Here is a 23,816-nt window from a genome sequence, read left to right on the forward strand (position 1 = left end):
GGTAACCCGGCTTCGCGCACCCATGCTTACGGCTGGGAAGCGGAAGCTGCCGTGGAGAAGGCCCGCGAGCAAGTGGCGGAACTGATTGGTGCGGATCCCCGTGAAATCGTCTGGACCTCCGGTGCCACCGAATCCAATAACCTCGCCTTGAAGGGCGCGGCGCACTTTTACAAGAGCCGTGGCAAGCACATCATCACGGTCAAGACCGAGCACAAGGCTGTCTTGGATACCGTGCGTGAACTCGAGCGCCAAGGCTTTGACGCCACCTACCTCGATGTTCAGGAAAATGGTCTGCTCGATCTGGAGGCCCTGAAGGCCGCCATTCGCCCCGACACCATCCTGATCTCGGTCATGTACGTGAACAACGAGATCGGTGTCATTCAGGACATTCCGACCATCGGCGCACTGTGTCGCGAGAAGGGCATCATTTTCCATGTGGACGCGGCGCAAGCCACGGGCAAGGTCGACATCGACCTGAAGTCGCTGCCCGTTGACCTGATGAGCCTGGCTTCGCACAAGACCTACGGCCCCAAGGGCATCGGTGCGCTGTACGTGCGCCGCAAGCCGCGTGTTCGTCTGGAAGCCCAGATGCACGGTGGTGGTCACGAGCGTGGCATGCGTTCGGGTACATTGCCGACCCATCAGATCGTGGGCATGGGCGAAGCCTTCCGCATCGCCAAGGAAGAAATGCACACCGAAAACGCCCGTGTGAAAGCGCTGCGCGATCGCCTGCTGGCCGGTTTGCAAGGCATCGAACAGATCTTCGTCAACGGCGATCTGGAACAGCGTGTGGCCCACAACCTCAACGTCTCATTCAACTTCGTGGAGGGTGAGTCGCTGATCATGGGCATCAAGGGCATCGCTGTGTCTTCGGGCTCGGCCTGTACCTCGGCCAGCCTGGAGCCCAGCTACGTGTTGCGCGCCCTGGGTCGCAGCGACGAACTCGCGCACAGCTCGTTGCGCATGACCATCGGCCGTTTCACGACCGAAGAGGAAGTCGACTTCGTCATCAACACCCTGCAGGAGCGCGTGGCCAAGCTGCGTGAACTGTCTCCTCTGTGGGAAATGTACAAAGACGGTATCGACATCAGCACCATTCAATGGGCGGCACACTGATCGTGTGACCACTCTGAGCAGGAGAACAACACCATGGCATACAGCGACAAGGTCATCGACCACTACGAAAATCCCCGCAACGTTGGCTCGTTCGAAAAGGGTGACGAGTCGGTTGGCACCGGAATGGTGGGCGCCCCCGCTTGCGGCGACGTCATGAAGCTGCAAATCAAGGTCAACCCCTCGACGGGCGTGATCGAAGACGCACGCTTCAAAACTTACGGCTGCGGTTCGGCCATCGCCTCGAGCTCGCTCGTGACCGAGTGGGTGCGTGGCAAGACACTCGACGAAGCGCTCGAGATCAAGAACACTCAGATCGCCGAAGAGCTGGCTTTGCCTCCGGTCAAGATCCACTGTTCGATCCTGGCGGAAGATGCCATCAAGGCAGCCGTCAACGATTACAAGGCCAAACATGCAAGCTGAACAAGCCAACGCCGGTTCGTGCACCAGCGGTCCCGGTAACGGACCGCTGACCGAGATCGGTGAAGTCAATGCCAATATGACCGTCGGCTTGACCGAGGCCGCAGCGCGTCACATCTTGCGCTACCTGGGGCGTCGCGGCAAAGGCGTGGGCGTGCGCTTGGGGGTGAAAACCACCGGTTGTTCTGGCTTGGCATACAAGATCGAGTTTGCCGACGAGATCGAACCCGAAGACATCGTGTTTGAGCAACTGGGCGTGAAGATCTTGGTTGACCCCAAGAGCCTGCCCTACATCGACGGCACCCAACTGGACTTCGTGCGCGAAGGCCTGAACGAAGGTTTCAAGTTCAACAACCCCAACGAGCGTGATCGTTGCGGTTGCGGGGAATCTTTCCGTATCTGAGTCCGTTGGCACGTTGTGCCATCTTGGCGGATGAAGCCCCACCTTGCCCGGTGGGGTTTCGCCTTTTGAATCGCTCATGAACATCGACGCCGACGACTTCACCCTGCTGGGTCTGAACAAAAGTTTTGCGCTGAACAAAAGCGAGCTGGATGCTGCCTGGAAGGCCTTGCAGGCCCATGTTCACCCTGACCGTTTTGCGGCAGAGGGTGGGGCGGCGCAACGTCTGGCCATGCAGTGGGCGGTGCGCGTCAACGAAGCCCACCAGCGTCTGAAAGACCCGCTCAAGCGCGCGGCATACCTGTGCGAGTTGGCAGGTGTGCCAGTTCAGTCTGAAAGCAATACGGCCATGCCGGGCGCCTTCCTCATGCAGCAAATGCAATGGCGTGAGGCTCTGGAAGAGGCTGATTCGGCGGATGAAGTGGAAACCTTGTCTGACGAGGTGCTGGCTGATCGCAAGGCACGCCTGGCCCGCGTCACCCAATTGCTGGATGTGGACCAGAACGCCCTGCAAGCCGCCCAAGAAGTCCGCGCACTCATGTTCATCGATCGCCTGCTGGAGGAGATCGATGCGCGCCTTGAACGTTACGAAGACGCCAGCTGACCGATACTTTCGACCATGGCACTGCTGCAAATTTCTGAACCCGGTCAATCGGCCGATCCCCATCAGCGTCGCATCGCGGTGGGCATTGACTTGGGCACCACCCACTCGCTCGTCGCCTCCGTGCGTCACGGCTCTGCCGAATGTTTGCCCGATGAGCAGGGGCGCGTGATCCTGCCTTCGGCCGTCCGCTACATGGTGGATGCCAACGCCCAAACGCGCCGCCAGATTGGTTTCGACGCCTTGGCCGCTCAGGCCGAGGACCCGTTGAACACCATCGTGTCCGTCAAGCGCTTCATGGGCCGTCGCCTGGCAGACCTCGCCGATGCGGGCCGTCTGCCTTATCAGTTTGAAGATCAGCCCGGCATGGTGGCCATTCGCACTGTGGCGGGCATCAAAGCGCCAGTGGAAGTCTCCGCCGAGATTCTGGCCAGCCTGCGTCAGCGCGCCGAAGACACGTTCAATGACGACCTGTTCGGGGCCGTCATCACCGTGCCGGCCTACTTCGATGACGCACAGCGTCAGGCCACGAAGGACGCGGCCCAGATGGCCGGCCTGAATGTGCTGCGCCTGCTGAACGAACCGACGGCGGCCGCGATTGCTTACGGCCTGGACAACGGCGCCGAAGGCCTGTACGCCATCTATGACCTGGGTGGCGGCACCTTCGACATCTCGCTGCTGCAACTCAGCCGTGGCGTGTTTGAGGTGGTGGCCACGGGTGGCGACTCGGCGCTGGGCGGTGATGACTTCGACCACATCCTCGCCGAATACGCCTTGGCCACCGCGCAAATGGAAGCGCCGACGCCGCAAGACAAGCGGACGGTGTTGGTGGCGGCTCGCCGCACCAAAGAAAAACTGTCTACCGACGGCCATGCGCATCTGTCGTGCGCGCTCTCGGGCGGCATGCTGTCCGTCACGATCACCCGAGAGAAGCTGGCTGAGTTGGCCAAGCCCCTGATCGACAAGACGCTGGCCTCGGTCAAGCGCGTGCTGCGCGATGCCAAGGTCAAGGCCGATGAGGTCAAGGGCGTGGTCATGGTCGGCGGCTCCACCCGCATGCCCGCTGTGCGCGATGCCGTGGGCGGCTTCTTCGGGCAGACCCCGCTCACCGACCTCAATCCGGACGAAGTGGTGGCCCTGGGCGCCGCCATCCAGGCCAACCTGCTGGCGGGCAACAACGCCCAAGGCGAGCACCTGCTGCTTGACGTCCTGCCTTTGTCTTTGGGCTTGGAAACCATGGGTGGCTTGGTGGAGCGCATCATTCCGCGCAACACCCCGATTCCTTGTGCCCGTGCGCAGGACTTCACCACCTTCAAGGATGGTCAGACGGCACTGGCTGTGCACGTGGTGCAGGGCGAGCGTGAACAGGTCGAGCATTGCCGCTCGCTGGCGCGCTTCGAGTTGCGCGGCATTCCACCCATGGCTGCGGGTGCGGCCCGCATCCGTGTGAGCTTTCAGGTGGATGCCGATGGTTTGCTGAGCGTGTCGGCCAAAGAACAGTTGTCGGGCGTGGAAGCCTCGGTGGTTGTCAAGCCCAGCTATGGTCTGAGCGATGACCAGGTGGCGCACATGCTGCGTGAAGGGTTCACCACCGCCGCCGCCGACATGAAGGACCGTGCTTTGCGCGAAGCCCGCGTCGAAGCTGAGCGCATGCTCGAAGCCACACGGACGGCGCTGGCCGCCGATGGCGACCTGTTGGCGCCCGAACAGCGCGCGCACATCGACAGCCTGATGGCTCAAATCGGTCAGCGCTGCGACCGGGGTGACCTGGAAGCGCTCGAAGCCGCCACCAAGGCCCTGGCCCAAGGCACCGAAGCCTTTGCCGCAGAACGCATGAACCGCAGCATCCGCCAGGCTTTGGCGGGGCGCCAACTCGATCAGATCTGATTCACCATGCCTATCATCAAGATCCTGCCTCACGCCACCCTGTGTCCCCAGGGCGTTGAAATCAAGGCGGCACCCGGCACCAGCATTTGCGAAGCCTTGCTGGAAAACCACATCGAGATCGAGCACGCTTGTGACATGAGCGCCGCCTGCACGACCTGTCACGTCATCGTCCGTGAAGGCTTCAACAGCCTCAACGAGATGGACGACACCGAAGAAGATTTGCTCGACCGCGCCTGGGGCCTGGAAGCCAATTCGCGCCTGAGTTGCCAGGCCATCGTGGCCGGCCAGGACCTGGTCGTTGAGATCCCGAAGTACACGATCAACCACGCACGCGAGAATCACTGATTCGCGAACGGAGTTGAAGCATGTCCCGTCAGATCTTTCTGGATACCGAAACCACCGGCCTGAGCCCGGACGCGGGTGATCGCATCGTCGAAATCGGCTGTGTGGAAATGGTCAACCGCCGGTTGACCGGACGGCACCTGCACTTCTACATCAACCCCGAGCGCCCTAACAACGAAGAGGCAGTGCGTGTGCACGGCCTGACGGACGAGTTCCTGTCGGACAAGCCTACGTTTGCGGCGCTGGTCGATGAGATCCTGGAATACTGCGCCGGCGCTGAGATCATCATCCACAACGCCGCGTTCGACGTGGGCTTTCTGGATGCCGAGTTGGCTCGCTGCGGCAAGGGCAAGTTCGGGGATCACATCTCCGGCGTGATCGACACCCTGCTGATGGCGCGGGAGATGTTCCCGGGCAAGTCAAACAACCTCGACGCGCTGTGTCGCCGACTGGAAGTTGACAACTCGCACCGCACGTTGCACGGCGCCTTGATGGATGCCGAGTTGCTCGCCGAGGTCTACATCAACATGACCCGTGGGCAAGATGCCCTGCTCATGGATGTGGAAGATGACAACGCGGCAACGGGTGGTGCAGGCGGGGATGCCATCAGCGTGGACCTGAGCAGTTTCCAGTTGCCGGTGATCCAGCCCTCGCAGCAGGAAGCAGAAGACTTTGCCAAAGCGTTGCAAGATCTCGACAAAGCAAGTGGCGGCAAAACTTTGTGGACAGCCATCCAAAATGTGCTATAGTTCAATTCTTCGCTGATCAGCGCGACAAACAAATTGATCAGTGACCCGAACAAGTTTCGGGCGGTTAGCTCAGTGGTAGAGCACTGCCTTCACACGGCAGGGGTCGCAGGTTCGAACCCTGCACCGCCCACCAAGAAAATCAAGCACTTAGCGGAAACGCTAGGTGCTTTTTTCTTGTCTGTACGGACTTTGTACGGATAGTGCTCCCTGGGGATGGCCGTGTCGCGTCGGTTTTTATGTGTCTCATCAGTGCGTCAAGCTGGCGCTGCCTGAAGCCATCCCGGCCCGGTGCCGCCCCGATTTGATTTGCTGATTGTTCGTCAGAGGGGGATTTTTTCTGCGCGTGCGAGGGTGCGGGGTATCCTGGTCTCGGAGGTCGTCGACTCCAGAGCCACCCCCCGGTGCATGTCCGTCATGGATCGTTGGCCCGGCTCAGGTGTTCACGCTGATTCACAGGTGTTCACACTCCCGAGCTTTCGGGAGCATCGCGCACGCCGGGAAGGCGCACCGGCCTTTTCTGGCCTTTGTTAATGGCGCTCACCCTCGCGTGCGCGCGCGGAACGTTCATCTCCCCAATTTTGGGGCGATCTTCCAGACGCCACCCTCGCGCGCCCGCGCGTACTGCTCCCGATGATCCCGCTTTGGATCATGTCCGAGGGTGTCGCACGCGCGCGCGTATTGCTCAACGAATTCAGCACGCCGCCGCCTGGGTGGGGTCTTGAGGGGCAGTAATAAACACGTACCCATAGGGGCCGAAAAACTGCCGATCCCGGCGGCTCCACGACCCCGTGCAGGGCCGCCCCTCGGGAGTACCTTTTCAGTCCTCACCGCTGGATCAGCCGCAGCAACTCCCGCTGTTCCTTCAGCAGCGCGTTTGCCATCTTGCTCAGATCACGCACTTCAGCCCACAGCCCGCCCTTTTCACCGTTGCGTGATGCCTTGGCCTTTCCCTCGTCGGTTCGCGGGCCGGTTGACTGCGCCCACGGCTTCCACCGCTGGATTGCTTCGCGCTGTCGCTGTCGCTGTTCGTCTGTCCATTGCCGTGCCGCCATGATGGTCTGCCTCTAATAGTTCGGTTTGGTCTGGTTGAACTTCTTTCGCGTGCGGGGCAGTGCCCGCCGGGGCCGGGCCGTTGTTGACCTGTTGCGGGCCGTGGGCCACGTTGGCCTGCTTGATGAACGTGGCCTGCCTCGGGTACTTCAGATCAACCAGAGCCGAGATGGTCGCCCGGCTTTGGGCTTGAGCCTTCAGCGCCAGCCCCATGAAAACGCTGTAGTGCTTCAGTTGCTCTTGATGCGCCGCACGCCTCGCCACACTGGTGAACATGGTTTGTAGAGCCGTGGCTTGAGATACCAGCATGGCTTCCAACCTGCTCAGGTCGCCGTCTTGTACCTCCTTGATGGTAGATCGCAGGCTTTCGACCATCGCCCCCATGTCCACGTCGTCGCCCATCAGGTTGCCCTTGAAGGCGTCGATGGTCAGCACAGCATTGATGGATGGAAGCAACGCGGAACGGCCCTTTGCCTGCTCGGGTGTCTCTGTTGTTGTCCTCGTCAGGGGCAGCGCCTTGGGGTCGCGTTCGGGCTTCGCTTTGCTCATCGTGACATCTCCTTGAATCCGCCGCACCTTTGCAGCAACATCACCATGTCAGCTGGGACACCCGCAGCACCGAGTCCAGCAGCACGCCATTGATTGCAGGCCCACGATCTACCGCCGCCTCGCAGGTGCTGGCATTCCAGGCACAGCCGCCGGTCGTCGCTGTCACGGTCACGGATCACCAGCCCATCGGCCACCCCTTCAGCCTGGGTCTGATCCAGGCCATGCCGGCTGAACAGTTGAACCCTCGCGTTGAGGGTGTCAATCTCGGCTGTGTTCATCGCCGTGGTGTGCGGCCATGAATGCCGGTCGGGGTCGATGGCTTCAGGTTTTTTCAGGTTTGTTTTACTGGTGGACAGCGCCAGCCGTTCGGCCTCGATGCGTGACAGCCCCCCGTCAAACTCGATGATCGCGGCCCGTTCCTCGAACGCTTCACGGTCGAAGTCTTGAGCTTGGGACGGATCGTTTGCCGCTGTCGCATCGCCCCCTGATTTTTGAGAAAGCCCCGCCGGGGTACCTACAAAACCTACAAAAAGGGGTTTCGTAGGTTTTGTAGGGTCGGGGTAAGGGGCTATCGCTGTTTTTTTCAGTCGTGCCAGCCATGTCATGCCGTCGCCCTCCCGGTCAGTGCCGCCGGGTTGATGGCGTATCGGTCGCTTGGTCGTCCTGCCGCTGCGCTCATCTGTCCCGCGTCCAGCTTGAGCCAATCAAAGTCGGTCAGCACGTCAGCGGCTTTGCGCACTGCGTCCGGTGTTGCCAGTCCGGCCCATCCCTTTTGCGCCACCACTCGGGGGGTGAATGCTTCCATCAGCACCCCGTCACGGTCGGACAGCTTGCCCGCCTTGATCTTTGCCAGCAGGGATGCCGCCGCCGCTGTCTCGGGAATCACCGCTGCCGCGTAGAGTCGTTCGGCATGGGTGCGCAGGTAGTCGCCCCAGGCCAGCGCCCGGATCAGTTCGTTCTCACCGATCACAAACCCGCTGTCCGGTGTGTCGATCAGTGCGAACACCAGCGCCAGCGCCGGGATCAGCTTGCGGTACTTGGACAGGTGAGACACCATTGCCGGGTGCAGGTCTTCGCCCCGAATCTCGGTTTCAAAGGGAACCAGCCATTCCACAAACAAGGCTTGCGCAGCAGCATCAAAGCGCCAGACATGCGGCTCTGTCTCGCTGGCTGGCTCCAGTGCGGCCAAACGCTCAAACACTGCCCAGGCGGCTTGCTTGGCTGGCGTGTCGGGCCATTGGTCAACGTGGACAAACTCGCCATCGGTGTCAGGCCACACCGTCAGGCCAAACCGCTGCAACAGGCCATCGTCGGCACTGCCACCCGCCACCGCACCGCGCACGTACTCCTGAATGCGCCCCGGCTGAATGCCGCCGATCATCGCCAGACACACGCGGGGGATGTGTACCGTCCCGCGCCCGATACGGTCGAAGGTGTACCCCTGATTGCCGTCATAGGCTTGAAGGTAGAAAGCGCGTGATCCCTCTTGCCCTTGCTTGTCCAGGCCGGTCAGCAGTCCATACAGCTCATCCCGATAGGACAAGGTGCCCCAGGGGTTTTGCTGCATCAGTTCGCCCAACTTCTCCACCGTGGCGTCGTTGACGATGAAGCGCCGCGCAATGGGTTCGTCTGGTGTGTCAGCAGGGGTCAGCAGGGCACGCGCTGCCGCCGGGTCTTTTGCTGCAAGTCCCTTGGCTTTCTTCTCGTTGTCGATCCCTGCCAGTTCGGCCACCTTGCAATCCAGTGCCCAGGCTTCATGCGCCACCTGCCATTGGTCAAACTCGGCTTGCTGTAAGCGGTTGAGCGGTCGCAGGGCTTCGGACAGAGCCGGGCTTTTCTTCACGCCCGGTCTGCCCACGGTCATGCCCCACAGGTTCGGGACTACCTGCCAGTCGTCGCGGGCTTTGGGTTGCACCACGGCACGCGCACCGATCAGGCTTGATGCCGCCACCAGTGCGGCCACCGCTGGAAAGTCAGGGGGGCACTGCATCCGGTGGGCAATGTCCATCACCCAGGCCCGCAAAGCCTCGGGCATCAGGTCAGCATCGAAGGCTTGCACAGGGGGCAAGGCGTCAGGCAATGGCATGGGGTCAGGCCATGCGCTGCCCGTCGCTGGCGCTGAATACACCGCCTCGAAGCACCGCCGCACCACGTCCAGGCCCGCTACTTGGTGCAGGTCGTTGAAGTCGGTTGCCCGGTCTGGTCGGTTCACTCCGAAGTCAGGCACCACGATAGACCCGCCCACAGCTTGAGCCGCCGCCGTGGCCTTGGTGATGCCCGGATTGCCGTCCGTCAGGTAGTCGTCATCAGCGGCTATCGTGATCTTGAGCGTCGGGTACTTGGCACGCAGCGCCACCGCCACAGACCCCAGGTTGCCCGCGTTGAAGGCCACGGCCACAGGTTCGCCGGTTGCTTCATGAAGGCTTGCGCCAGTGGCGTACCCCTCGCACACGATCAGCCTGCCGCCCTTGGGTTTGCCGATGGCGAGATAGCAACCCTTCACCCTGCCGCCGGACAGAAACCGCTTCTCACCGTCTGGTGTGATCGTCTGCAAGCTGTGCAGAGTGCCCGCCGTGTCCCGCATGGGCACGATCAGCCCGCCAGCCGCATCAGATCGCACGCCATGCGCTTGCACGCCCTTGGTGGTCAGGTAAGGGTGCTGGGTGCAGGGCTTCGCCTCCTGCCAGCGTTTCGCCGCCTCGGTCGCTGCCGCTTGTTGTCGCTCGGCTTGGTCGGCTTCTCGCTGCGCCTGCATGGCCTTGATGCGCTGCCGGTGAGCTTCGCGCTCGGCCTGGGTCAACTCGGTGTCAGGCTTGCCGCACCAGCGACAAACAGGGTCAGGCCCATTGATTGACCAGTCACCGGCCTCCCCGTATGGGATGCCGTCCAGGTGCAGGTAGTAGAAGCCGTCCTTGTCGCCACGTTTGCCGCTGGCGCTGAATCGGTGCAGCTTGCCGTCTGCATGGATCACGTCAGGCGGGATCAGGCCAGCCGCTGCAATCGCGTCCTTGAATTGGTCGATAGGGTCGCTCATGCCCGGCCCCCGATCTTGTTCAGCAGCGCCAGCACCTCGCGCCAGTCCTTGCAGTAGCGCGTCCAGCTCCAGCAGATCACGATGAAGTCATGCGCGCCGTCTGGTGTGGACTCGCTTCGGAACAGGCGGTGCCCCTTCAGTGCGAACGCGGCCCGCACCGTCGCAAACTCTTTGTCGGTGGGTGTGTTCATACAACCCCCCGGAACATCACTGCCAGAAATGCAGCGCCGTGAATCAGCTTGGCCTTGAGCCGGTGTGTGAGTGCTGGCGCTGATTGCTCCAGGCTGGCAAAATCGGGGTGCTGAGTCCCGATAGCCGCCGTGGTGCCGTAGTGGTGCCCGGCGGCTTCGTTTTGGGTCGGGCAGGTCATCCCACCAGAGCCAGCAGACTTATCGTTGACAGACCGTAGGCGCGCAGGCGCACCCAGGCCCGCCGCAATGGCGTGCTTTTTCATGGGTGAACCTCCGATTACTTGGCTGTCGCCAGGGCATCAATCCATTGGCGGATTGCTTCGCTGTGCCAGCGCACGCACCGTGCAGACAGCTTGATGGGGGCCGGGAAGGTGCCGTCTTTGACCTTGGCGTGGATCGTTGAGCGGGACATGCCCGTCGTGTCCATCACGGTCTTGACGTTCAGCAGTGCCGCGTTGAGTTGCGCCACATGGAGCGGCTGGCGGTTGCTGGGGGTGCTTGTCGGTGCTGTGTGTTGCATGATGTGAATGACTGAAGGTGAACATCGGTCAAAGCCACACACAAACACACACGGACAACATCGGAAAACCGATTTCTGCCGTATATTTTTGGTTGTCTGCCGTCCAAAGTAGACAACGGTGGTCTTTGACTTCCCTGCACAAGCCTCTTGACTGATTCCACCCAGTCGGAGGTTTTGTGCTTTCTAGGCCATCGCTGGACTAGTTGGGGCAATTCTGAACAACGTGATGTGCCGCCTCTAAAAAAGCTGCACAACATCATTCATTGCTGGCCCCGTTGAAAAGATTATGCACAACTCGGGCTGTATGTTTGAACAGGTGCTCTCTGGGGGGAGGCTCGACCATTCCTCAAACGGTGGTTGAGAGTGGACTGAGAGTCGGTGAGAGTGCGCTGAGAATCCCTTTGGCTCCGTTAGGCACCGTTAGGCACCGTTTCCCATCAAGCCTGGGAAAATCAATGCTCTGTTGCTTGTAGGCAACACGCCTCTTTGCCGATCACCTTGTTGGAGTGCTTTGCGCCACATCTTGGCCCGTGCAGGCGCAGGGAAGCGACGCAGCACCTCGTAGACGTTGCTGTTCTTGCGCCCGTTCTCCTAGGGGGAGTCGCCGCTTTTGGGCTTTTGGGCCAATGTCTCTGTTCTTCGACTCTCTTGTCGTTGAAGATGTTGTGCTCGCGGTTGTTCTGTATGCGTTGAAGTTGTACAGAGGTCATCCCACGAACAGGATGCCATTGAGGTAGTAACGGATGTTCTTGACCCTTTCGGGGTGGAAGTCGGGCATGTAGTCGTCCTTGCCCTCCTTGTCCTGCCGCTTGCGGGTCTTGAGGGAGCACCGCCGGTCAGAGCATCGCTGTCTTGTCCATCAGTGCGCGGGTCTTGTCGACGCGCAGGTGCCCGTAGTTCGCATCAATCATTGCCGTAGACGTGCCCGCGATCTTGGCGACAAGGTGGGAGTCCATGCCGCCCGCGATCAGTTCCGTGATGGCGCAGTGACGCAGGGTGTACATCACCGTCTTCTCAGGCAGGCCAGCGGCCACCACAGCGGCCTTGAACGGCTTTTTCCATGCGTCCTTGTTCCACCGCTTGCCGAAGCCGTCAGGGATCAATGGTGCGGCTCCTATGCGGTCTTTGGTCGCCGTCTTGAAGTGCTCGATTGCCGCCGTGGACAGGGGTACGGTGCGCGCCTCGGTCTTGCTGATACGGATGGTCAGCGTCCCGGTGATCTTGTCGAAGTCGGCCACGTCGCACCCGGCAAGCTCGCCGGGACGAATGCCGGTCAAGAGTAGGGCGGTCACCAGTTCGCGCAGGCCATCACCACACTGAGCCACCAGCGCACGCCGCTGGTCGGTGTTCAAGAAGATGGTGCGCCGCTTGCCCACCTTTTCAAACGAGGTCACGGTCTTCCATGCGTCGTCTGAGGCTGTAAGGCGGTCACGGTGCGCAAGGTTCAGTGCAGCCTTGAGGGTGGCAAGGTTCCGGTTGATTGAATCCTTGGCGCGTCGCACGGTGTCGTCGTCGAAGTCGTCGCCCTTGGGAATCTGACCATCACGCCATGCCCGCACCTTGATGGTGTTCAGCTTGTCCAGCGTGATCTTGCCGAAGGCGGTTCCGTACACCAGCCGCTTGAATCGGCCCTCGGCATCTTTTGCCGCGTTGTCACCCTTCGCTGTTCGTTGGTGTTTGACGTAGTGCTCACATGCCGCCTGCACCGTGGGGGCCTTGTCGGTCACGCCAGCGTCAACCCGTCCCGCCCATGCGAGTGCAGCCTTCTTGGCGTCGTCGTACAGGTCGTGATGGCCTAGAGCTTGGTAGGTCTTCTTGGTGCCTTCTTGGCGTCGGGCAATCCAGGTGCCCACGTTGTCGCTCATGACCCGATAGCCCAGATACAGGCCAATCTCCAGGCGCGTCCAATAGGGTTCACGCCGTGGTGTGAGCTTGCTGCGTTCTGTCTTCTTGGTCAGGTCGTGCGCCACTTGTTGCCCCTGCTTGAATATGTACGGACTCAGTACGGACAAGCATCTTAGAACAAGGTCGTACAAACATGCACTTATTCATGGGGCTTTCATAGGGGTGGTGGACAACATCGCACCCCTAAAAACACTCAATCCCGCCTTCACACGGCAGGGGTCGCAGGTTCGAACCCTGCACCGCCCACCAGAATAAGCCTCGTAAGTCTTTGATTTACGAGGCTTTTCTACTTCACGGTCTGGTCGGTCGCCCATTGGGAAATGGGCGAGTCGCCTAAAAGTCTCCTTGTCGAATCACGAGCAAAACTGAGCCACTAAAGAGCGTCCGTCACATTCAATTTTGAGCGACGTTATCCATACATCCTGCTGTTGTCTGCGGCAGCGTGGTGCCGAAGTGATCAACTCGAGTGGACAGAACTGTTGCGCGACTTCCGCCTCAGCCATTGCGCCGGGTTGGAGGGGCTGAGCATCATCGATGAGTTGATCCAGGCCGCAGTGGGTGACGGCAGCATTGAGTCCATCGGTAACGGGTAACGCTACGTTACTGTTACCGCCCGATGGGGGGCACTGGCGACCTTGCTTCCACTGCTAGAGTTTCGGCCAAACAAATCAGGGGAAGAGATGAGGCCGTTCATCGTCATCGGTGACCAGACCGATCATGGCGGCGTGGTCATTGGTTCGACCATGACCACCGACACGCATGGCAAACGCTTGGCTCGCGTGGGCGACCAGGTGACCTGCCCGAAGAAGGGACACGGCACCACGGTGATCGTCACGGGTGATCCGACGATGATCGTTGATGGTGCTCCCGTTGCCAGGCACGGAGACAAGTGCGCGTGTGGCGCGACATTGATTTCCAGCCAGGTGGTGTCGCGCACTGGCGATGGCGGGGGTGGGGGCGGAGGTGCGCCTGCATCCGGTGGCCTGGCCAGCCCAGCGCATGACGTGCACCAAACGGTTGCTTCGGCGGCTCAAGCGCTTGAAACCTATGACCAGCACTTTGTGCTGACCTGCTCGTTGACCAACATGCCGCTGGCGCACCAACCGTACCGACTTCGCGCAGGTGGCAAGGTCCATGAGGGCGTCACAGACGAGAAGGGGCGAACTGCGCTGATTGCTACAGGTGATGCAGCCAATGACGTGACCTGCGAAATCTTGGGGGTCGCACGCCATGGCTAACAGCTCAGCATTCAAATTGATTACAACAGATTCTGGACGCTCGACTGTCAAGACCGATACAAACCCGCTGAGCGTAACCGGAAGCGAGCTGGAGCTAGCCATTAAGGCGTTTCAGGCGGAGGTGGCCGGCTTCGCTGAGTCCATGATCAAAGATCCAGCCGCTCGGGCCGATTACATCAAGCAATCTCGTGCAGCCTGTGACGAACTCATTGCAAAGGTGAAAGCAGGGCAGATCACGCCCCACGAGGGAGCCAAGACTGCGAATGAGATGCGCAATCAAATCATGGCTGCTACCCGTACCAAGCTCAGTGATCTGGGTGCGGCCATTTCTTCGGATATGAAGAAGCACGGATTGCTTCTCGCTGATTTGCAGGAGAAGTACTCAGCGAAGCGTTTCGGGCGCATGTTCTCTTCGCTCAGTCAGGCTGAAAGAGAGCTTGTGTGGATGGACATCGTCCACGCTGCCGGTGGGCCGCGTCAGAAGATGAACTCCGGTGCCAAGTGGTTTGGTCGGTTTGGACGTGGGCTGCTGATATTCACGTTCGCCATCGCGGTGTACAACGTGATCGAGGCAGAAGACAAGACCAGGCAAGCCACCAAAGAAGGCGTGACCCTTGGGGCGGGAGCTGTGGGTGGGATTGGGGCTGGAGCGGTTGTGGCTTTTGCGGTGGCGGGTCCGCCTGGCTGGGTTGTCGGTCTCAGCATGTTCGCGGGGGCCGCCTTGCTTGGGGTCGGTTCGGCCGAAGTTTTTGATTATTTTTGGCCGGAGTCGAAGTGAGGCGTATCGACAAATTTGCTTTCGAACACAGGGCGCCTGGGCAAGACATGGATGCTACGAGCACGTCGCTGCTGGTGGATGGCAAACCAGTAGGTGTCGCCATAGAAGGTCTGCAGATCGTGGACCAATTCGATACGGGTCGGGGCTATTTGCTCGTCACGGATTACAACGATCCATGGGAAGAGCAAACCGTGGTGACCCTGCTTGATGCAGAGTTCAAGCAGGTGGCCAAAAAGCGGCTTGGGCGGTTCTTCTACGTTTTTCCTTCCCGGACCTTCTCCGTCAAAGCCATTGATATCGATGGCGAGTCCCTGTTGTTTCACGGCAGCAGCCCAGAAGAGGGGCGTTATCGCCTGGCCGTTACGGACGTGCGCAGACTTTTGGGGCCGCGTGTCGGCTTGAAAGCGTCATGGGATCGAGGCTGATGAGGCATGGCCACACATCCTCACGACGGGCACCATGCGTCTGCGCACCTTGGCGCCAAGGGCACCAAATGAAGCTTCGGGTGTGGTGCTTGGCGTTTGTGGCCCTGTCTATGTCAGCCCGAGCGGACGAAGGCCTCAGCAGCGATGCTTTCTATGCCCGGCAGCCAGGTCAGGTGTTCAAGGCTTCACTGCCCCAAGACATGACGGTGGGTTACCTGCAAGGTGATGACGTTCCCTACATGACGTGGGATGGCAGGTTGGGCCAAAGGGCCGCCTATGTTGAGTTGCATGGTGATGAGCTGGTTGTGCGGGCGGGCCGACGTGCCTGGCATCGCCGTCTCAGCCACGCTGCTCGCGTGGAGGGGGAGCCCCCTGCGGCGCTGGATTCAAAGGGCGTCTCGATCTTCGTGAAGGCTGCGAAGGTCGGGCGCGATTCGTTCATCTGTTTGGAGTCATTGCCTGACGGTGCAGGCCAGAGTGCGCCACAGCGCAGCGTCTATCTATTGGCGGATCCTTTGGGCCAGCTTACTGTCTATCAGTTGCCTGGGCTGTATGGGGCGTGTAAAGGATTGATGGACCGAGGTCACGGCGTGCATGTGGTACCGCAATGGCGGCAGCTCCCTGAAGGGCAGCAGAACACGTATTCGGTGGTGTGGCTGCGATTGGCAGGCCGCAAAGGTTTCGCGCCCACTGGCATGAGCGAAGCGCTCACAGAGTTGAGTCTCGACTGGTTCGTGTGGGGCAACGTTCGACCGGATGTCAAGCGTTGACGGTCGGTTGCTCATGAAGCGCCATCGTGCTTTGATCGCTGTGGGGTTGTCGCTCATTGCCGCGTCAGCCTGGGCGAAGCCGCCCATTCATGAGGGGCAGGCATTCATAGCCGCTCGCCAAGCGCTGTTGAAGAATCGATGGCGCCCCATGCCCATTCACACACGAGCTGGCCAAGCAACCGAGGGGGTAGAGAAGCGGTTGAGCAAGCTTGGTATCCACGAGTTCGATAGCTGTTCGATGGACTCATCGCGCTGCATCCTTTTCTATGAACGGGGAGCAAATTGCCTGCGCGTTGACACCATCGGAGAGCAGGTCGAGATCATGAAGGTCGTGCAATGGTCGAACGAGTGTCCCCAGGCCTTACCGAGAGTTTCTGAATGAAGCCTTTGCCCAAGGTTGTCGTTGCTGCCCTGCCGCTGATGCCGGCAGTGATGGTGTCCGTATGGGTGCTGCATCGATTTTTCTCCGTTCCCGAGAACCACATTGGCTTTGAGCCTTCTCTGTTGCTTTGGGCTGCGGGGCCTTCAATCCTCCAGGGATGTGCGGGCCCAAAAGGGCTGCGCTTTCTGGCCTGGGCTATTTCGATCCTGATGGTCACTTTGATCACCGCCGCCTTGCACTTCAACTTGCTGCAATACGAGGATTGGATTCAGCGCGGCATGCCTGACAAACCGACATGGGCGACGCTGTGGCAACGATGAGCCTGATCCGGTGGCGACGGGTGTTGCTCAGCTTGGCCTTCGCGCTGGCTTTCGGGCCCGTGGTCGCGGCTCCAGACACTCAGCCTGGCTTTCACCACGCCATCGTCCAACTGGACGGCGATGGTCACGGCCTGTTGGTCGCCGAGGTGCCTGTGCGTGCGGGAGAGCCTATCGTCATGCAGTTCCCGAAGGCGAAGCAGCGGCCAGCCTGCTGCAACAGGATGGTGGCCGCAGACTTTGTGCTCGTGCGCGACGGCAGCGTCTTGGCCACAGACGTGATCGGCGGTCAGGAGTTATTCGTATACCGATTTCAGGCGCCCCCAGGTTGGGCTAGTGAGCCGTTCGTCGGCATTGCAGCTGTTGGCGTGGCGCGAAAGACGCGCAACGCGGGACGCCAACTTGAATCAGTGGACGCAAGCGGGGTGGTGCACCGTTCAAGTCTGTGTGTGAGTCAGGAAGGTGTCCATCTCAAGCGCACGGTCGGCTCGAAGGCGCGCTCGCATCTGTATCTGTCGTTGGGTTACGCGGTCGCTGCGCCCACCTGCCCGTGAGGGCGGAAGGCTTCGAATGCAGAAGCAGATCAATCTCGTTTCAGTCGGTTACGCCTTGATGCTTCTTTCCACCCAATTGGGGTTCGGAACGTCGACGCGCCCTCCCTAGAATCGCGCCTGTCCCATTTGTGAGCATGCTGTACGCCACCTGTGACGGGGCGCAAAACAACACAAATCTCAGGGACGTCTGCATGCCTTTCGCACCAAGCTTGCCCACCCATGGGCAAAACCCCGCTGTGTCCGCTTTGGCCGATCGCGTCAGTGATCTGGGTGCATTTGCCCAACTCGACGGTGCCGACTTGGTCCTTGCATTCAAGGCTTGGCTCAGCGGCGAAGGCATCTCTCAGGATCATAGGCAATTCCGCATCAAAGTCGGCGCTGACAACACTGCGCTGGACGGCGCCCTGCACGGCCGCGCGATGGATGTCACCGAGGCCATCAACGCCGACGTGTGTGTGTGCATCAAACTGATGTGCTTGAGCACGCGGATTGATTTGAACCCAGGCCATTTCATCGGGCAACCCATCTCGGTCGAAGTCATCACCGACGTGGGCGGGTTACACCGCATCAACGCCATCATCAGCCAGGCCGTGCAAGGCCCCAGCGACGGTGGACTGCAGATGTGGTTCATCGAGGCCCGAGACGCCCTGGCCATCATGGACGAAGGCTTCAACGAGCGGGTGCTGATCAATGGCAGCGTGCTCGACGTGCTGCAAACCTACCTGTCCATGTGGCAGCAGCAAAGCCCGGCGCTGGCTCAGGCCTTCGATTTCGACCTCAGCGGCTTGCAGGCCGAGAATTACCCCTCGCGCGAGTTCTGCATGCAAACGGGTGAGTCCGATACCCGATACATCCTGCGTCTCGCACGCAAGGCAGGTATCAACTGGGTGGTTGTGCCGGGGCTCAATAGACCAGGCCGGTCCACTGCTCCGAATGGCATTGATCTGAAGCGCGATGTCGGTCACACCGTGCGCTTCTTTGCAGACAGCAGCACGTTGCCGCGCAACACAGCAGGCACTGTGGCCTACAAGTTTGACGGTGCAACCCAGGCGCGTGACGCTATCACTGACTGGAGCGAGGCGCATCGTTTGGTGCCGGGCAAAGTCATGCGACAGACCACGGACTACATGGCCCACGGTGTCAACAGCACCGCCCTGGATGCCACTCTCGACCAGGGGGAAGTGGGGCGTGCCGTGGCTGCAGGGCTGGTCGATCACCAAATCGACCCACCGCATTGGGGCGACAGCCAACAGGACCATGAACGCCTGAGTACTTTGCGCATGAAGCGCCATGAGATGTGTGCCAACCTCGTGCGTGGTGCCTCAGGCGTGCGTGACTTCGCTGCAGGAACCTGGGTAGAGGTCATCGACCTGCCCAATAGCCTCCTTCATGACGTCCGACAGCGGCAATACCTCCTCATCCGGGTGCGTCATTTTGCGGAGAACAATTACGGCAAAGATCTCGACGCCCGTATCGATGGCCTGTTCACCCGTTTCGGCTGGCTCAACTGGTCCCAAGATCGACCTGTCATCGGTGCACAAAGTGCTGCCCGCCGCTACGGCAACACCTTTGATGCCATCCGGCGCGATTCCCCGCTTGTTCCGGAGTTCGACCCCAAGTTGCATTGGCCCCGGACTCACAAGCGCATCGCCTACGTGGTCGGCCCTGAGGGCGAAGAGGTGCACCTCGATGAACTTGGGCGCCCCCAGGTAAGTTTTCCCGGCGTGCAGGTGCTCGACCTGGCGCGCGGGCAGGGGCAAGGCGGCATGCTCCAGGTTGGCCAGCCGCCCGAACTGCACCCTGTCATCCGAACCAGCGCCCCTGTGCGTCTGGCCTCGCCCCATGCGAGCCATGCTTTCGGTTTCATCGCACCGCCGCGCATCGGCGACGAAGTGTTGATCGACTTCTTGTCCGGATCGCCCGATCGGCCTGTCATCCAGGGCAGCGTCTACTCCCCTGGCAACAGGCCGCCGACATTCGGCCAAAAAGCGGGCCTGCCTGGCAACCGCTTTCTCACAGGGCTCAAACTCAAGGAAGTGGGCAGCGAGCGTGCATCCGACATTCTGCTGGATTCAACCCCTGGCCAGACCGGGGCACGTCTGTACAGCGATCACGCCCACACCCGCATCTCGGCGGGCTACATCACCGCTGAGCGCGAAGACGGCAAGGCCCAAGCACTGGGCGAGGGCGTCTACGCCTGTACCGACGCAGCCGCAACGCTGAGAGCTGCTCGCGGCATCTTGCAAAGCGCATGGCCGCGCCTGATGGCGGGCGGCAAGCAACTCGACTGCATGGAAGCCATCGCCTTGATGGAAACGGGGCTGGGCCTGCTCAAAGGCATGGGCGACTACTCGGCGCAGCACCACGGCCTGGCCGTGGACACCGCATCTCAGGCCGAGCTCAAAGGCCTGGTTCAGAACTGGCAGGCCGGTACCAACACCGACCCGCAAGGCGAGCAACAAGACACTGGCCTGATCGCTCAGACGGCCCCACATGGCATCGCCAGCACCACGCCCAAAAGCATCGTGAACTTTGCGGGCGAGAACCTTGACACCGTGGCCCAGTGCCACATCCAGCAGGCCGCAGGCCAGCACTACAGCGTCAACGCAGGCCAGGGCATTAGCCATTTTGCGCACGCAGGCGGCATCCGCCAAATCGCCCACCAGGGCAACCACCTCACACAAAGCCAGCATGGCGACATCGTGATGGAGTCGGCCCAGACCATCAGCAGCCGCGCCGTGGGCGAGGCCGTGCACATGGCCAAAACCCACACCTTTATTGCTGAAGACGGCAGCTTCATCAAGATCGGTGACGGTGGCGTGATCCTGGGTAGCAATGGGCCGATCAAGTCCATGGGTGCGAGCTTTCCTCACAGTGGCCCGCAGACCATGGCGGGCACCAAGCCCCAGTTCAGCAAAGGTCAGCCGGACGGTGATTTTGTGCTGCGCTTTGGCGACCCCTTCCATGCTGAAAGCATGATCGCGCCCAACACGCACTATGAAGTGAACCTCAGCGACGGCACCACACTCAAGGGCGTCAGCGATGAAGCAGGTCGCACCAGCCTCAAGCAGCGCGACGCCATGCACATCGCAGCCGTGCGCATTGGCAAGGGCTGACCACACACGCAGGGATCAAAACACATGGGCTATACCAAAATCCCCTACTGCATCGGCGAAGGCCGTATGGTGCTCAGCTGCAACCGCATGGGGCCGCACCCCGTGCCTGTCAAACCTGACCTGCCCGGTGCGGTCATCGTCATCCATGGCGTCAACGACATTGGCACCAGTTTTGAAGCGGTCGAGCGCGGCCTGTGCGAAGGCCTTTCCAACCGCCTGGGCTGGCAGGGCGCACGCGCCCCCTACATCCCGGCCAGCTACAACAACTACGACCCGGCCAAGGATGCCGACCGGCTGGAGAGCGACCCGGATGCGGTGTTCTTCAAGCGCAAGATGGCGCAGGACACTCACTGCGGTGTGATCCCGTTTTATTGGGGGTATCGGGAGCATTGGAAAAAATCTGATTTGTCCAAGAATGGCCAAAAAGTAGATCGCTACGGCAACCGGCTGGACAAGGACTTGAGCAAAGGCGGCGGCCCCTTCGCCAACGCCACCAGCACGTTGGCCGACATGTGGAACAGCGGCGCACCGCGCCTGATGGGCCTGCCCGACCGTCTGGCCGCCGACCCGCTGCGTCCGGTGCTCGAAGCGCCGGGGCGCATGTACATGATCCTGGCGGCCAAGCGCTTGGCAACACTCATTGCCATGATCCGCGACTACGACCCGGCCGAAGCCGTCAGCATCGTGGCGCACAGCCAGGGCTGCTTGGTCAGCCTGCTGGCGCAAGCCTTCCTGATGGAGCAGGGCAAGCGCCTGGCTGATACCCTGATCCTGACCCACCCGCCCTACAGCCTGACGGAAACCCTGGTCGAGTCCCTGGGCTTGTGCCATGGTGGCGGCGAGGACGACGCCATGAAGTCCCACTACAACAAGCTGGGTGGGCAGCAAACGCTCAAGGCCCGCATGGACACTTTGGTCAACATCGTCAAGGGCGTGGCCGCAAACCAGCAGGCCGGCTGGAGCGAGGCCGAACTCAAGCACCTGCGCGACAACGGCGTGCACACCGCCCGGTGGGAAGCCACGCAAGACCGCGACAACCGAGGCAAGGTCTACCTTTACTTCTGTCCTGAGGACATGACCGTGGCCCTGCCCAATGTGCAAGGCATCGGCTGGCAGGGCGTGCCCTACAAGATCCAAGGCAGCAAGGTGCCTGAGCAGGGTGAACGCAACCCATCGCGCTCCAGCCCCATCATGCAGGCGGCGCGCGAGCCGCTCAAGGAGTTGGGCTCACGCTTCTTGCAGCGGGTCTTCACGGCCAAAGTGCGCCCATCAGGCAACGGCCAGCGCAGCGCCTTCAAGGTGGGCTTGCCACCGCAAGACTTCGTGCTGCGCGAAGAAGGCGAGGATGACCACGACCATGTGACCAAGAATGCCGCCAGCCATCGCGCAGACCTGCCGGAGACCGATGCGGATGGCAAACGCTGGTACGGCGCATCCTTGCCAGAAGACACCAAGCGCGAAGGCCTGCGCCACATCTCTGGTGAGGCCTTGGCCGTGCCAGTGCAAGCTGAGATGTACGCAGGCGCAGTGGCCAACACCCAGCCCAAAGGGGCCTTCGAGACGGTGGATGCCATCGACGCGGCCATCGCCGTGACCAGCCGTTACGGGCTCAAGCCGCGCAAGCCTGAGGTGATCGATGACCCCCATCCCGATAACCATTGGCGCCAAATCTCGTTGCATGAACACATGCGTGCTGAGCAGTTGCGCGAGGTGGAATCGACGCTCAACGAAGGCAAACCAGAGGGAGATCGATTCAAGATCTTGAGCGCCACCTACAGCAGCCCCGGCAAGCTCACCATCACGCGCCAGGAAACGCCCAACGAGGCGCGGCTGCGCCACCAGCACAGCACCAGCGAGCGCTCCTTCCACGGCGCCATCATCGGGTCGCGGCGCAACCACGCCAACGTCACCGCTTACGATGTGACCGTCGGCCAGGGGCTGGCGGTGTCGCATCCGGACTTCTACCGCTACCTCTGTGCGGTGGCGGATTGGCGGTTGAAGAAGCCGGCGGATGGCGAAGACGTTCGTCCTGGCATCCTGACCTGGGCCATGTTCCAGGAGAGCTTTGCGCTGTACTGGTCTGAAGAAAACCCAGAACGCAAAAAGGTCATCGAAGGCAGTTGCGACTACTACAGCACCGGCGTGCTGCCAGCCTGGCTGCCCGACATCACCCAGCGCCCCCCAGCCGTGGTGTGCGAAACCACCCTGGGCAGGCGCACCGACACCATCGGCGCCTCCGCCCCATATAGCACCCATGCCCTGACGGACGACGAGCGCAAGGACTTGGGCGAATGGGCCAACGTGCGCGTGGCCGGTAAAGGCGAATCGCCAAACGGCGCTGGTGATCAAGCAGGGGCCCAAGCATGAGCGAGCAGTCAATGCCTCCGTCATCCACCCCAACAGCGCAGCCGCCGAAGCTGCGGCGCTACCTGCTGTGGTCCGCCTTGGCGGCAATCATCCTCATCCCCCTGTGGCTTGTTGCCTTGTGGCTGATGCAACCTGAATTCATGACGAACCCGGAGACAAGCATGACGCAAAGAACCTTGGGCTGGCTGGGCCTGCCCACCCTGGCCGTGGCGCTGGTGGCCTCTGGCATGTGGATGAACGCTTCGGCGCAGGCACGGCAGGCGCAAGCCCCCAAGGCTGCCCCCACCCAAAGCGAGGCGCCTGCGCCCAAAGTTGATCCCGCCGAGCAGGCCCGTCGCGAGTACGTGCTGGAGGTCATCGGCATGGGTGTGACGCTGGACAAGTACCGACAAGGCAAGCTGTGGGACGCCTTGCGGCAAGGGCATGCCTTTGGTTCCATCCGGGATCAAGACCCCAAGAAGTATCCTTGGTCAAGGGATGACAAATATGGCGAAACCGGTGGTCGCTCGGCCAGCACCTTGGAAAACGGCATTGGCAGGTTGCCCATGTACTGGCCTGCACCTTCGTTCTATGCGGGCAATGCCGCACTCGCCCCGGAATCAATTGGGCGCCCGGCTGATTCGCCTATCACAGGACTCATCGGTGCCACTGATTCCAACGGCCTTGCTTGGACGCTGTTCATTTCTGCAGGTTGGGCAACCACCGAGCATCCTGACCGCCTTCTAGAAAAGGCCTTCGATTTCTTTGACAAACACCCCGATGTCCCGTATCTGGTGGTAGCCGCTGCGGACAGCCTGTACTTCAGAGACCTCTACCGCCCCAAAGGCACCGAGCCTTTGATCAAGGACGGCCACTACATCCCCTCGATGCCCGACAGCTCAGCCCTGTTCGTGCTGGCGCGGCGTGAGCGCGTCGAGGCCATCAGGCCGTTTGCGGTGGAGGATGTGATCGAGCACACCATCGAAGACATCGAAGAGCTGAACCGGCGGGGCTTGGCCAGGCGCATCGGCGTGACCTACCTCGGGCTCATGCGCGCAGCGCAGCCTCGCTCCAAGGATGCTGTCCACCGCAACCTCACTGTCCCAGAATGGCTCGCCGAATCAGCCAA

General features: G+C 61.1%; 22 protein-coding genes, 2 tRNA genes and 1 pseudogene. 18 read left to right on the forward strand and 7 right to left on the reverse strand.

All coding sequences use genetic code 11. The features are described 5' to 3' along the window. From ACMV18_RS00520 to ACMV18_RS00555, 8 genes are all read left to right on the forward strand, one after another. Positions 1 to 1,116, forward strand: a 1,116-nt coding sequence (locus tag ACMV18_RS00520; protein ID WP_420816265.1) for an IscS subfamily cysteine desulfurase, incomplete at its 5' end; no start/stop codon positions are given. 33 nt (positions 1,117 to 1,149) lie between these two features. Next, positions 1,150 to 1,536: a Fe-S cluster assembly scaffold IscU gene (gene iscU / locus ACMV18_RS00525; protein WP_374258982.1), complete on the forward strand. Its 387-nt coding sequence runs from the start codon at positions 1,150 to 1,152 to the stop codon at positions 1,534 to 1,536. A 76-nt stretch (positions 1,537 to 1,612) separates the two neighbouring features. Beyond that, entirely contained in the window at positions 1,613 to 1,936 is a 324-nt protein-coding gene (iscA, locus tag ACMV18_RS00530) for an iron-sulfur cluster assembly protein IscA (protein WP_374258986.1), read from the forward strand. 76 nt (positions 1,937 to 2,012) lie between these two features. Further along, a complete protein-coding gene (gene hscB / locus ACMV18_RS00535) occupies positions 2,013 to 2,537 on the forward strand; it encodes a Fe-S protein assembly co-chaperone HscB (protein WP_420816266.1) in 525 nt (174 codons plus the stop codon). A 15-nt stretch (positions 2,538 to 2,552) separates the two neighbouring features. After that, entirely contained in the window at positions 2,553 to 4,421 is a 1,869-nt protein-coding gene (gene hscA, locus ACMV18_RS00540) for a Fe-S protein assembly chaperone HscA (protein ID WP_420816267.1), read from the forward strand. 6 nt (positions 4,422 to 4,427) lie between these two features. Continuing rightward, on the forward strand, positions 4,428 to 4,766 hold the full coding sequence (gene fdx / locus ACMV18_RS00545) for an ISC system 2Fe-2S type ferredoxin (RefSeq protein WP_420816268.1): 339 nt from the start codon (positions 4,428 to 4,430) through the stop codon (positions 4,764 to 4,766). Positions 4,767 to 4,786: 20 nt separating this feature from the next. After that, positions 4,787 to 5,512 carry a DNA polymerase III subunit epsilon gene (gene dnaQ, locus ACMV18_RS00550; protein WP_420816269.1) on the forward strand — a complete coding sequence of 242 codons (726 nt, stop codon included), beginning with the start codon at positions 4,787 to 4,789 and terminating at the stop codon, positions 5,510 to 5,512. A gap of 58 nt (positions 5,513 to 5,570) precedes the next feature. After that, positions 5,571 to 5,645, forward strand: a tRNA-Val gene (locus ACMV18_RS00555). Between the two features lie 788 nt (positions 5,646 to 6,433). Here ACMV18_RS00555 and ACMV18_RS00560 read toward each other — a convergent pair. The 7 genes from ACMV18_RS00560 to ACMV18_RS00590 form a co-directional block, all read right to left on the reverse strand. Further along, the gene (locus tag ACMV18_RS00560; RefSeq protein ID WP_420816270.1) at positions 6,434 to 7,111 is read right to left on the reverse strand and encodes a hypothetical protein; all 678 of its coding nucleotides are present in this window, start codon (positions 7,109 to 7,111) and stop codon (positions 6,434 to 6,436) included. After that, entirely contained in the window at positions 7,108 to 7,716 is a 609-nt protein-coding gene (locus ACMV18_RS00565) for a hypothetical protein (RefSeq protein WP_420816271.1), read from the reverse strand. The genes ACMV18_RS00560 and ACMV18_RS00565 overlap by 4 nt, the downstream gene beginning before the upstream one ends. Continuing rightward, complete coding sequence (locus ACMV18_RS00570; RefSeq protein ID WP_420816272.1) at positions 7,713 to 10,145, reverse strand: DUF3987 domain-containing protein; 2,433 nt, start codon at positions 10,143 to 10,145, stop codon at positions 7,713 to 7,715. Before ACMV18_RS00570 ends, ACMV18_RS00565 begins: the two co-directional genes overlap by 4 nt. After that, the gene (locus ACMV18_RS00575) at positions 10,142 to 10,336 is read right to left on the reverse strand and encodes a hypothetical protein (protein ID WP_420816273.1); all 195 of its coding nucleotides are present in this window, start codon (positions 10,334 to 10,336) and stop codon (positions 10,142 to 10,144) included. The genes ACMV18_RS00570 and ACMV18_RS00575 overlap by 4 nt, the downstream gene beginning before the upstream one ends. After that, a complete protein-coding gene (locus tag ACMV18_RS00580) occupies positions 10,333 to 10,599 on the reverse strand; it encodes a hypothetical protein (RefSeq protein WP_420816274.1) in 267 nt (88 codons plus the stop codon). The genes ACMV18_RS00575 and ACMV18_RS00580 overlap by 4 nt, the downstream gene beginning before the upstream one ends. A gap of 14 nt (positions 10,600 to 10,613) precedes the next feature. Further along, positions 10,614 to 10,856, reverse strand: a complete 243-nt coding sequence (locus ACMV18_RS00585; RefSeq protein ID WP_420816275.1) for a helix-turn-helix transcriptional regulator — start codon at positions 10,854 to 10,856, stop codon at positions 10,614 to 10,616. Positions 10,857 to 11,692: 836 nt separating this feature from the next. Continuing rightward, entirely contained in the window at positions 11,693 to 12,868 is a 1,176-nt protein-coding gene (locus tag ACMV18_RS00590) for a tyrosine-type recombinase/integrase (protein ID WP_420816276.1), read from the reverse strand. A gap of 53 nt (positions 12,869 to 12,921) precedes the next feature. Between ACMV18_RS00590 and ACMV18_RS00595 the strand changes: the two genes are divergently transcribed. From ACMV18_RS00595 to ACMV18_RS00640, 10 genes and pseudogenes are all read left to right on the forward strand, one after another. After that, a tRNA-OTHER gene (locus ACMV18_RS00595) sits at positions 12,922 to 13,010 on the forward strand. Between the two features lie 431 nt (positions 13,011 to 13,441). Continuing rightward, a pseudogene (locus ACMV18_RS00600) lies at positions 13,442 to 13,702 on the forward strand (PAAR domain-containing protein); the annotation flags it as partial. Between the two features lie 289 nt (positions 13,703 to 13,991). Continuing rightward, entirely contained in the window at positions 13,992 to 14,777 is a 786-nt protein-coding gene (locus ACMV18_RS00605; protein ID WP_420816277.1) for a hypothetical protein, read from the forward strand. A gap of 47 nt (positions 14,778 to 14,824) precedes the next feature. After that, on the forward strand, positions 14,825 to 15,202 hold the full coding sequence (locus tag ACMV18_RS00610) for a hypothetical protein (protein WP_420816278.1): 378 nt from the start codon (positions 14,825 to 14,827) through the stop codon (positions 15,200 to 15,202). Between the two features lie 110 nt (positions 15,203 to 15,312). Then, entirely contained in the window at positions 15,313 to 15,972 is a 660-nt protein-coding gene (locus ACMV18_RS00615; protein WP_420816279.1) for a hypothetical protein, read from the forward strand. A 378-nt stretch (positions 15,973 to 16,350) separates the two neighbouring features. Next, complete coding sequence (locus tag ACMV18_RS00620) at positions 16,351 to 16,674, forward strand: hypothetical protein (RefSeq protein WP_420816280.1); 324 nt, start codon at positions 16,351 to 16,353, stop codon at positions 16,672 to 16,674. Continuing rightward, positions 16,650 to 17,225, forward strand: coding sequence for a hypothetical protein (locus ACMV18_RS00625; protein ID WP_420816281.1), 576 nt, complete (start codon positions 16,650 to 16,652; stop codon positions 17,223 to 17,225). The genes ACMV18_RS00620 and ACMV18_RS00625 overlap by 25 nt, the downstream gene beginning before the upstream one ends. A gap of 191 nt (positions 17,226 to 17,416) precedes the next feature. After that, positions 17,417 to 20,341 carry a type VI secretion system Vgr family protein gene (locus tag ACMV18_RS00630; RefSeq protein WP_420816282.1) on the forward strand — a complete coding sequence of 975 codons (2,925 nt, stop codon included), beginning with the start codon at positions 17,417 to 17,419 and terminating at the stop codon, positions 20,339 to 20,341. Positions 20,342 to 20,365: 24 nt separating this feature from the next. Then, the gene (locus tag ACMV18_RS00635) at positions 20,366 to 22,708 is read left to right on the forward strand and encodes a T6SS effector phospholipase Tle3 domain-containing protein (protein ID WP_420816283.1); all 2,343 of its coding nucleotides are present in this window, start codon (positions 20,366 to 20,368) and stop codon (positions 22,706 to 22,708) included. A gap of 161 nt (positions 22,709 to 22,869) precedes the next feature. After that, a partial coding sequence (locus ACMV18_RS00640) for a type VI lipase adapter Tla3 domain-containing protein (protein ID WP_420816284.1) occupies positions 22,870 to 23,816 on the forward strand: 947 nt, incomplete at its 3' end.

The sequence above is a fragment of the Aquabacterium sp. genome (assembly GCF_048860245.1).
GTDB lineage: Bacteria > Pseudomonadota > Gammaproteobacteria > Burkholderiales > Burkholderiaceae_C > Aquabacterium.

Bases quoted from the DNA above. Each gene is read 5' to 3' on its own strand.
- iscU (WP_374258982.1), top strand. From the start codon at position 1,150: ATGGCATACAGCGACAAGGTCATCGACCACTACGAAAATCCCCGCAAC.
- iscA (WP_374258986.1), top strand. From the start codon at position 1,613: ATGACCGTCGGCTTGACCGAGGCCGCAGCGCGTCACATCTTGCGCTAC.
- hscB (WP_420816266.1), top strand. From the start codon at position 2,013: ATGAACATCGACGCCGACGACTTCACCCTGCTGGGTCTGAACAAAAGT.
- hscA (WP_420816267.1), top strand. From the start codon at position 2,553: ATGGCACTGCTGCAAATTTCTGAACCCGGTCAATCGGCCGATCCCCAT.
- fdx (WP_420816268.1), top strand. From the start codon at position 4,428: ATGCCTATCATCAAGATCCTGCCTCACGCCACCCTGTGTCCCCAGGGC.
- dnaQ (WP_420816269.1), top strand. From the start codon at position 4,787: ATGTCCCGTCAGATCTTTCTGGATACCGAAACCACCGGCCTGAGCCCG.
- ACMV18_RS00560 (WP_420816270.1), bottom strand. From the start codon at position 7,111: ATGAGCAAAGCGAAGCCCGAACGCGACCCCAAGGCGCTGCCCCTGACG.
- ACMV18_RS00565 (WP_420816271.1), bottom strand. From the start codon at position 7,716: ATGACATGGCTGGCACGACTGAAAAAAACAGCGATAGCCCCTTACCCC.
- ACMV18_RS00570 (WP_420816272.1), bottom strand. From the start codon at position 10,145: ATGAGCGACCCTATCGACCAATTCAAGGACGCGATTGCAGCGGCTGGC.
- ACMV18_RS00575 (WP_420816273.1), bottom strand. From the start codon at position 10,336: ATGAACACACCCACCGACAAAGAGTTTGCGACGGTGCGGGCCGCGTTC.
- ACMV18_RS00580 (WP_420816274.1), bottom strand. From the start codon at position 10,599: ATGAAAAAGCACGCCATTGCGGCGGGCCTGGGTGCGCCTGCGCGCCTA.
- ACMV18_RS00585 (WP_420816275.1), bottom strand. From the start codon at position 10,856: ATGCAACACACAGCACCGACAAGCACCCCCAGCAACCGCCAGCCGCTC.
- ACMV18_RS00605 (WP_420816277.1), top strand. From the start codon at position 13,992: ATGGCTAACAGCTCAGCATTCAAATTGATTACAACAGATTCTGGACGC.
- ACMV18_RS00610 (WP_420816278.1), top strand. From the start codon at position 14,825: ATGGATGCTACGAGCACGTCGCTGCTGGTGGATGGCAAACCAGTAGGT.
- ACMV18_RS00615 (WP_420816279.1), top strand. From the start codon at position 15,313: ATGTCAGCCCGAGCGGACGAAGGCCTCAGCAGCGATGCTTTCTATGCC.
- ACMV18_RS00620 (WP_420816280.1), top strand. From the start codon at position 16,351: ATGAAGCCTTTGCCCAAGGTTGTCGTTGCTGCCCTGCCGCTGATGCCG.
- ACMV18_RS00625 (WP_420816281.1), top strand. From the start codon at position 16,650: ATGGGCGACGCTGTGGCAACGATGAGCCTGATCCGGTGGCGACGGGTG.
- ACMV18_RS00630 (WP_420816282.1), top strand. From the start codon at position 17,417: ATGCCTTTCGCACCAAGCTTGCCCACCCATGGGCAAAACCCCGCTGTG.
- ACMV18_RS00635 (WP_420816283.1), top strand. From the start codon at position 20,366: ATGGGCTATACCAAAATCCCCTACTGCATCGGCGAAGGCCGTATGGTG.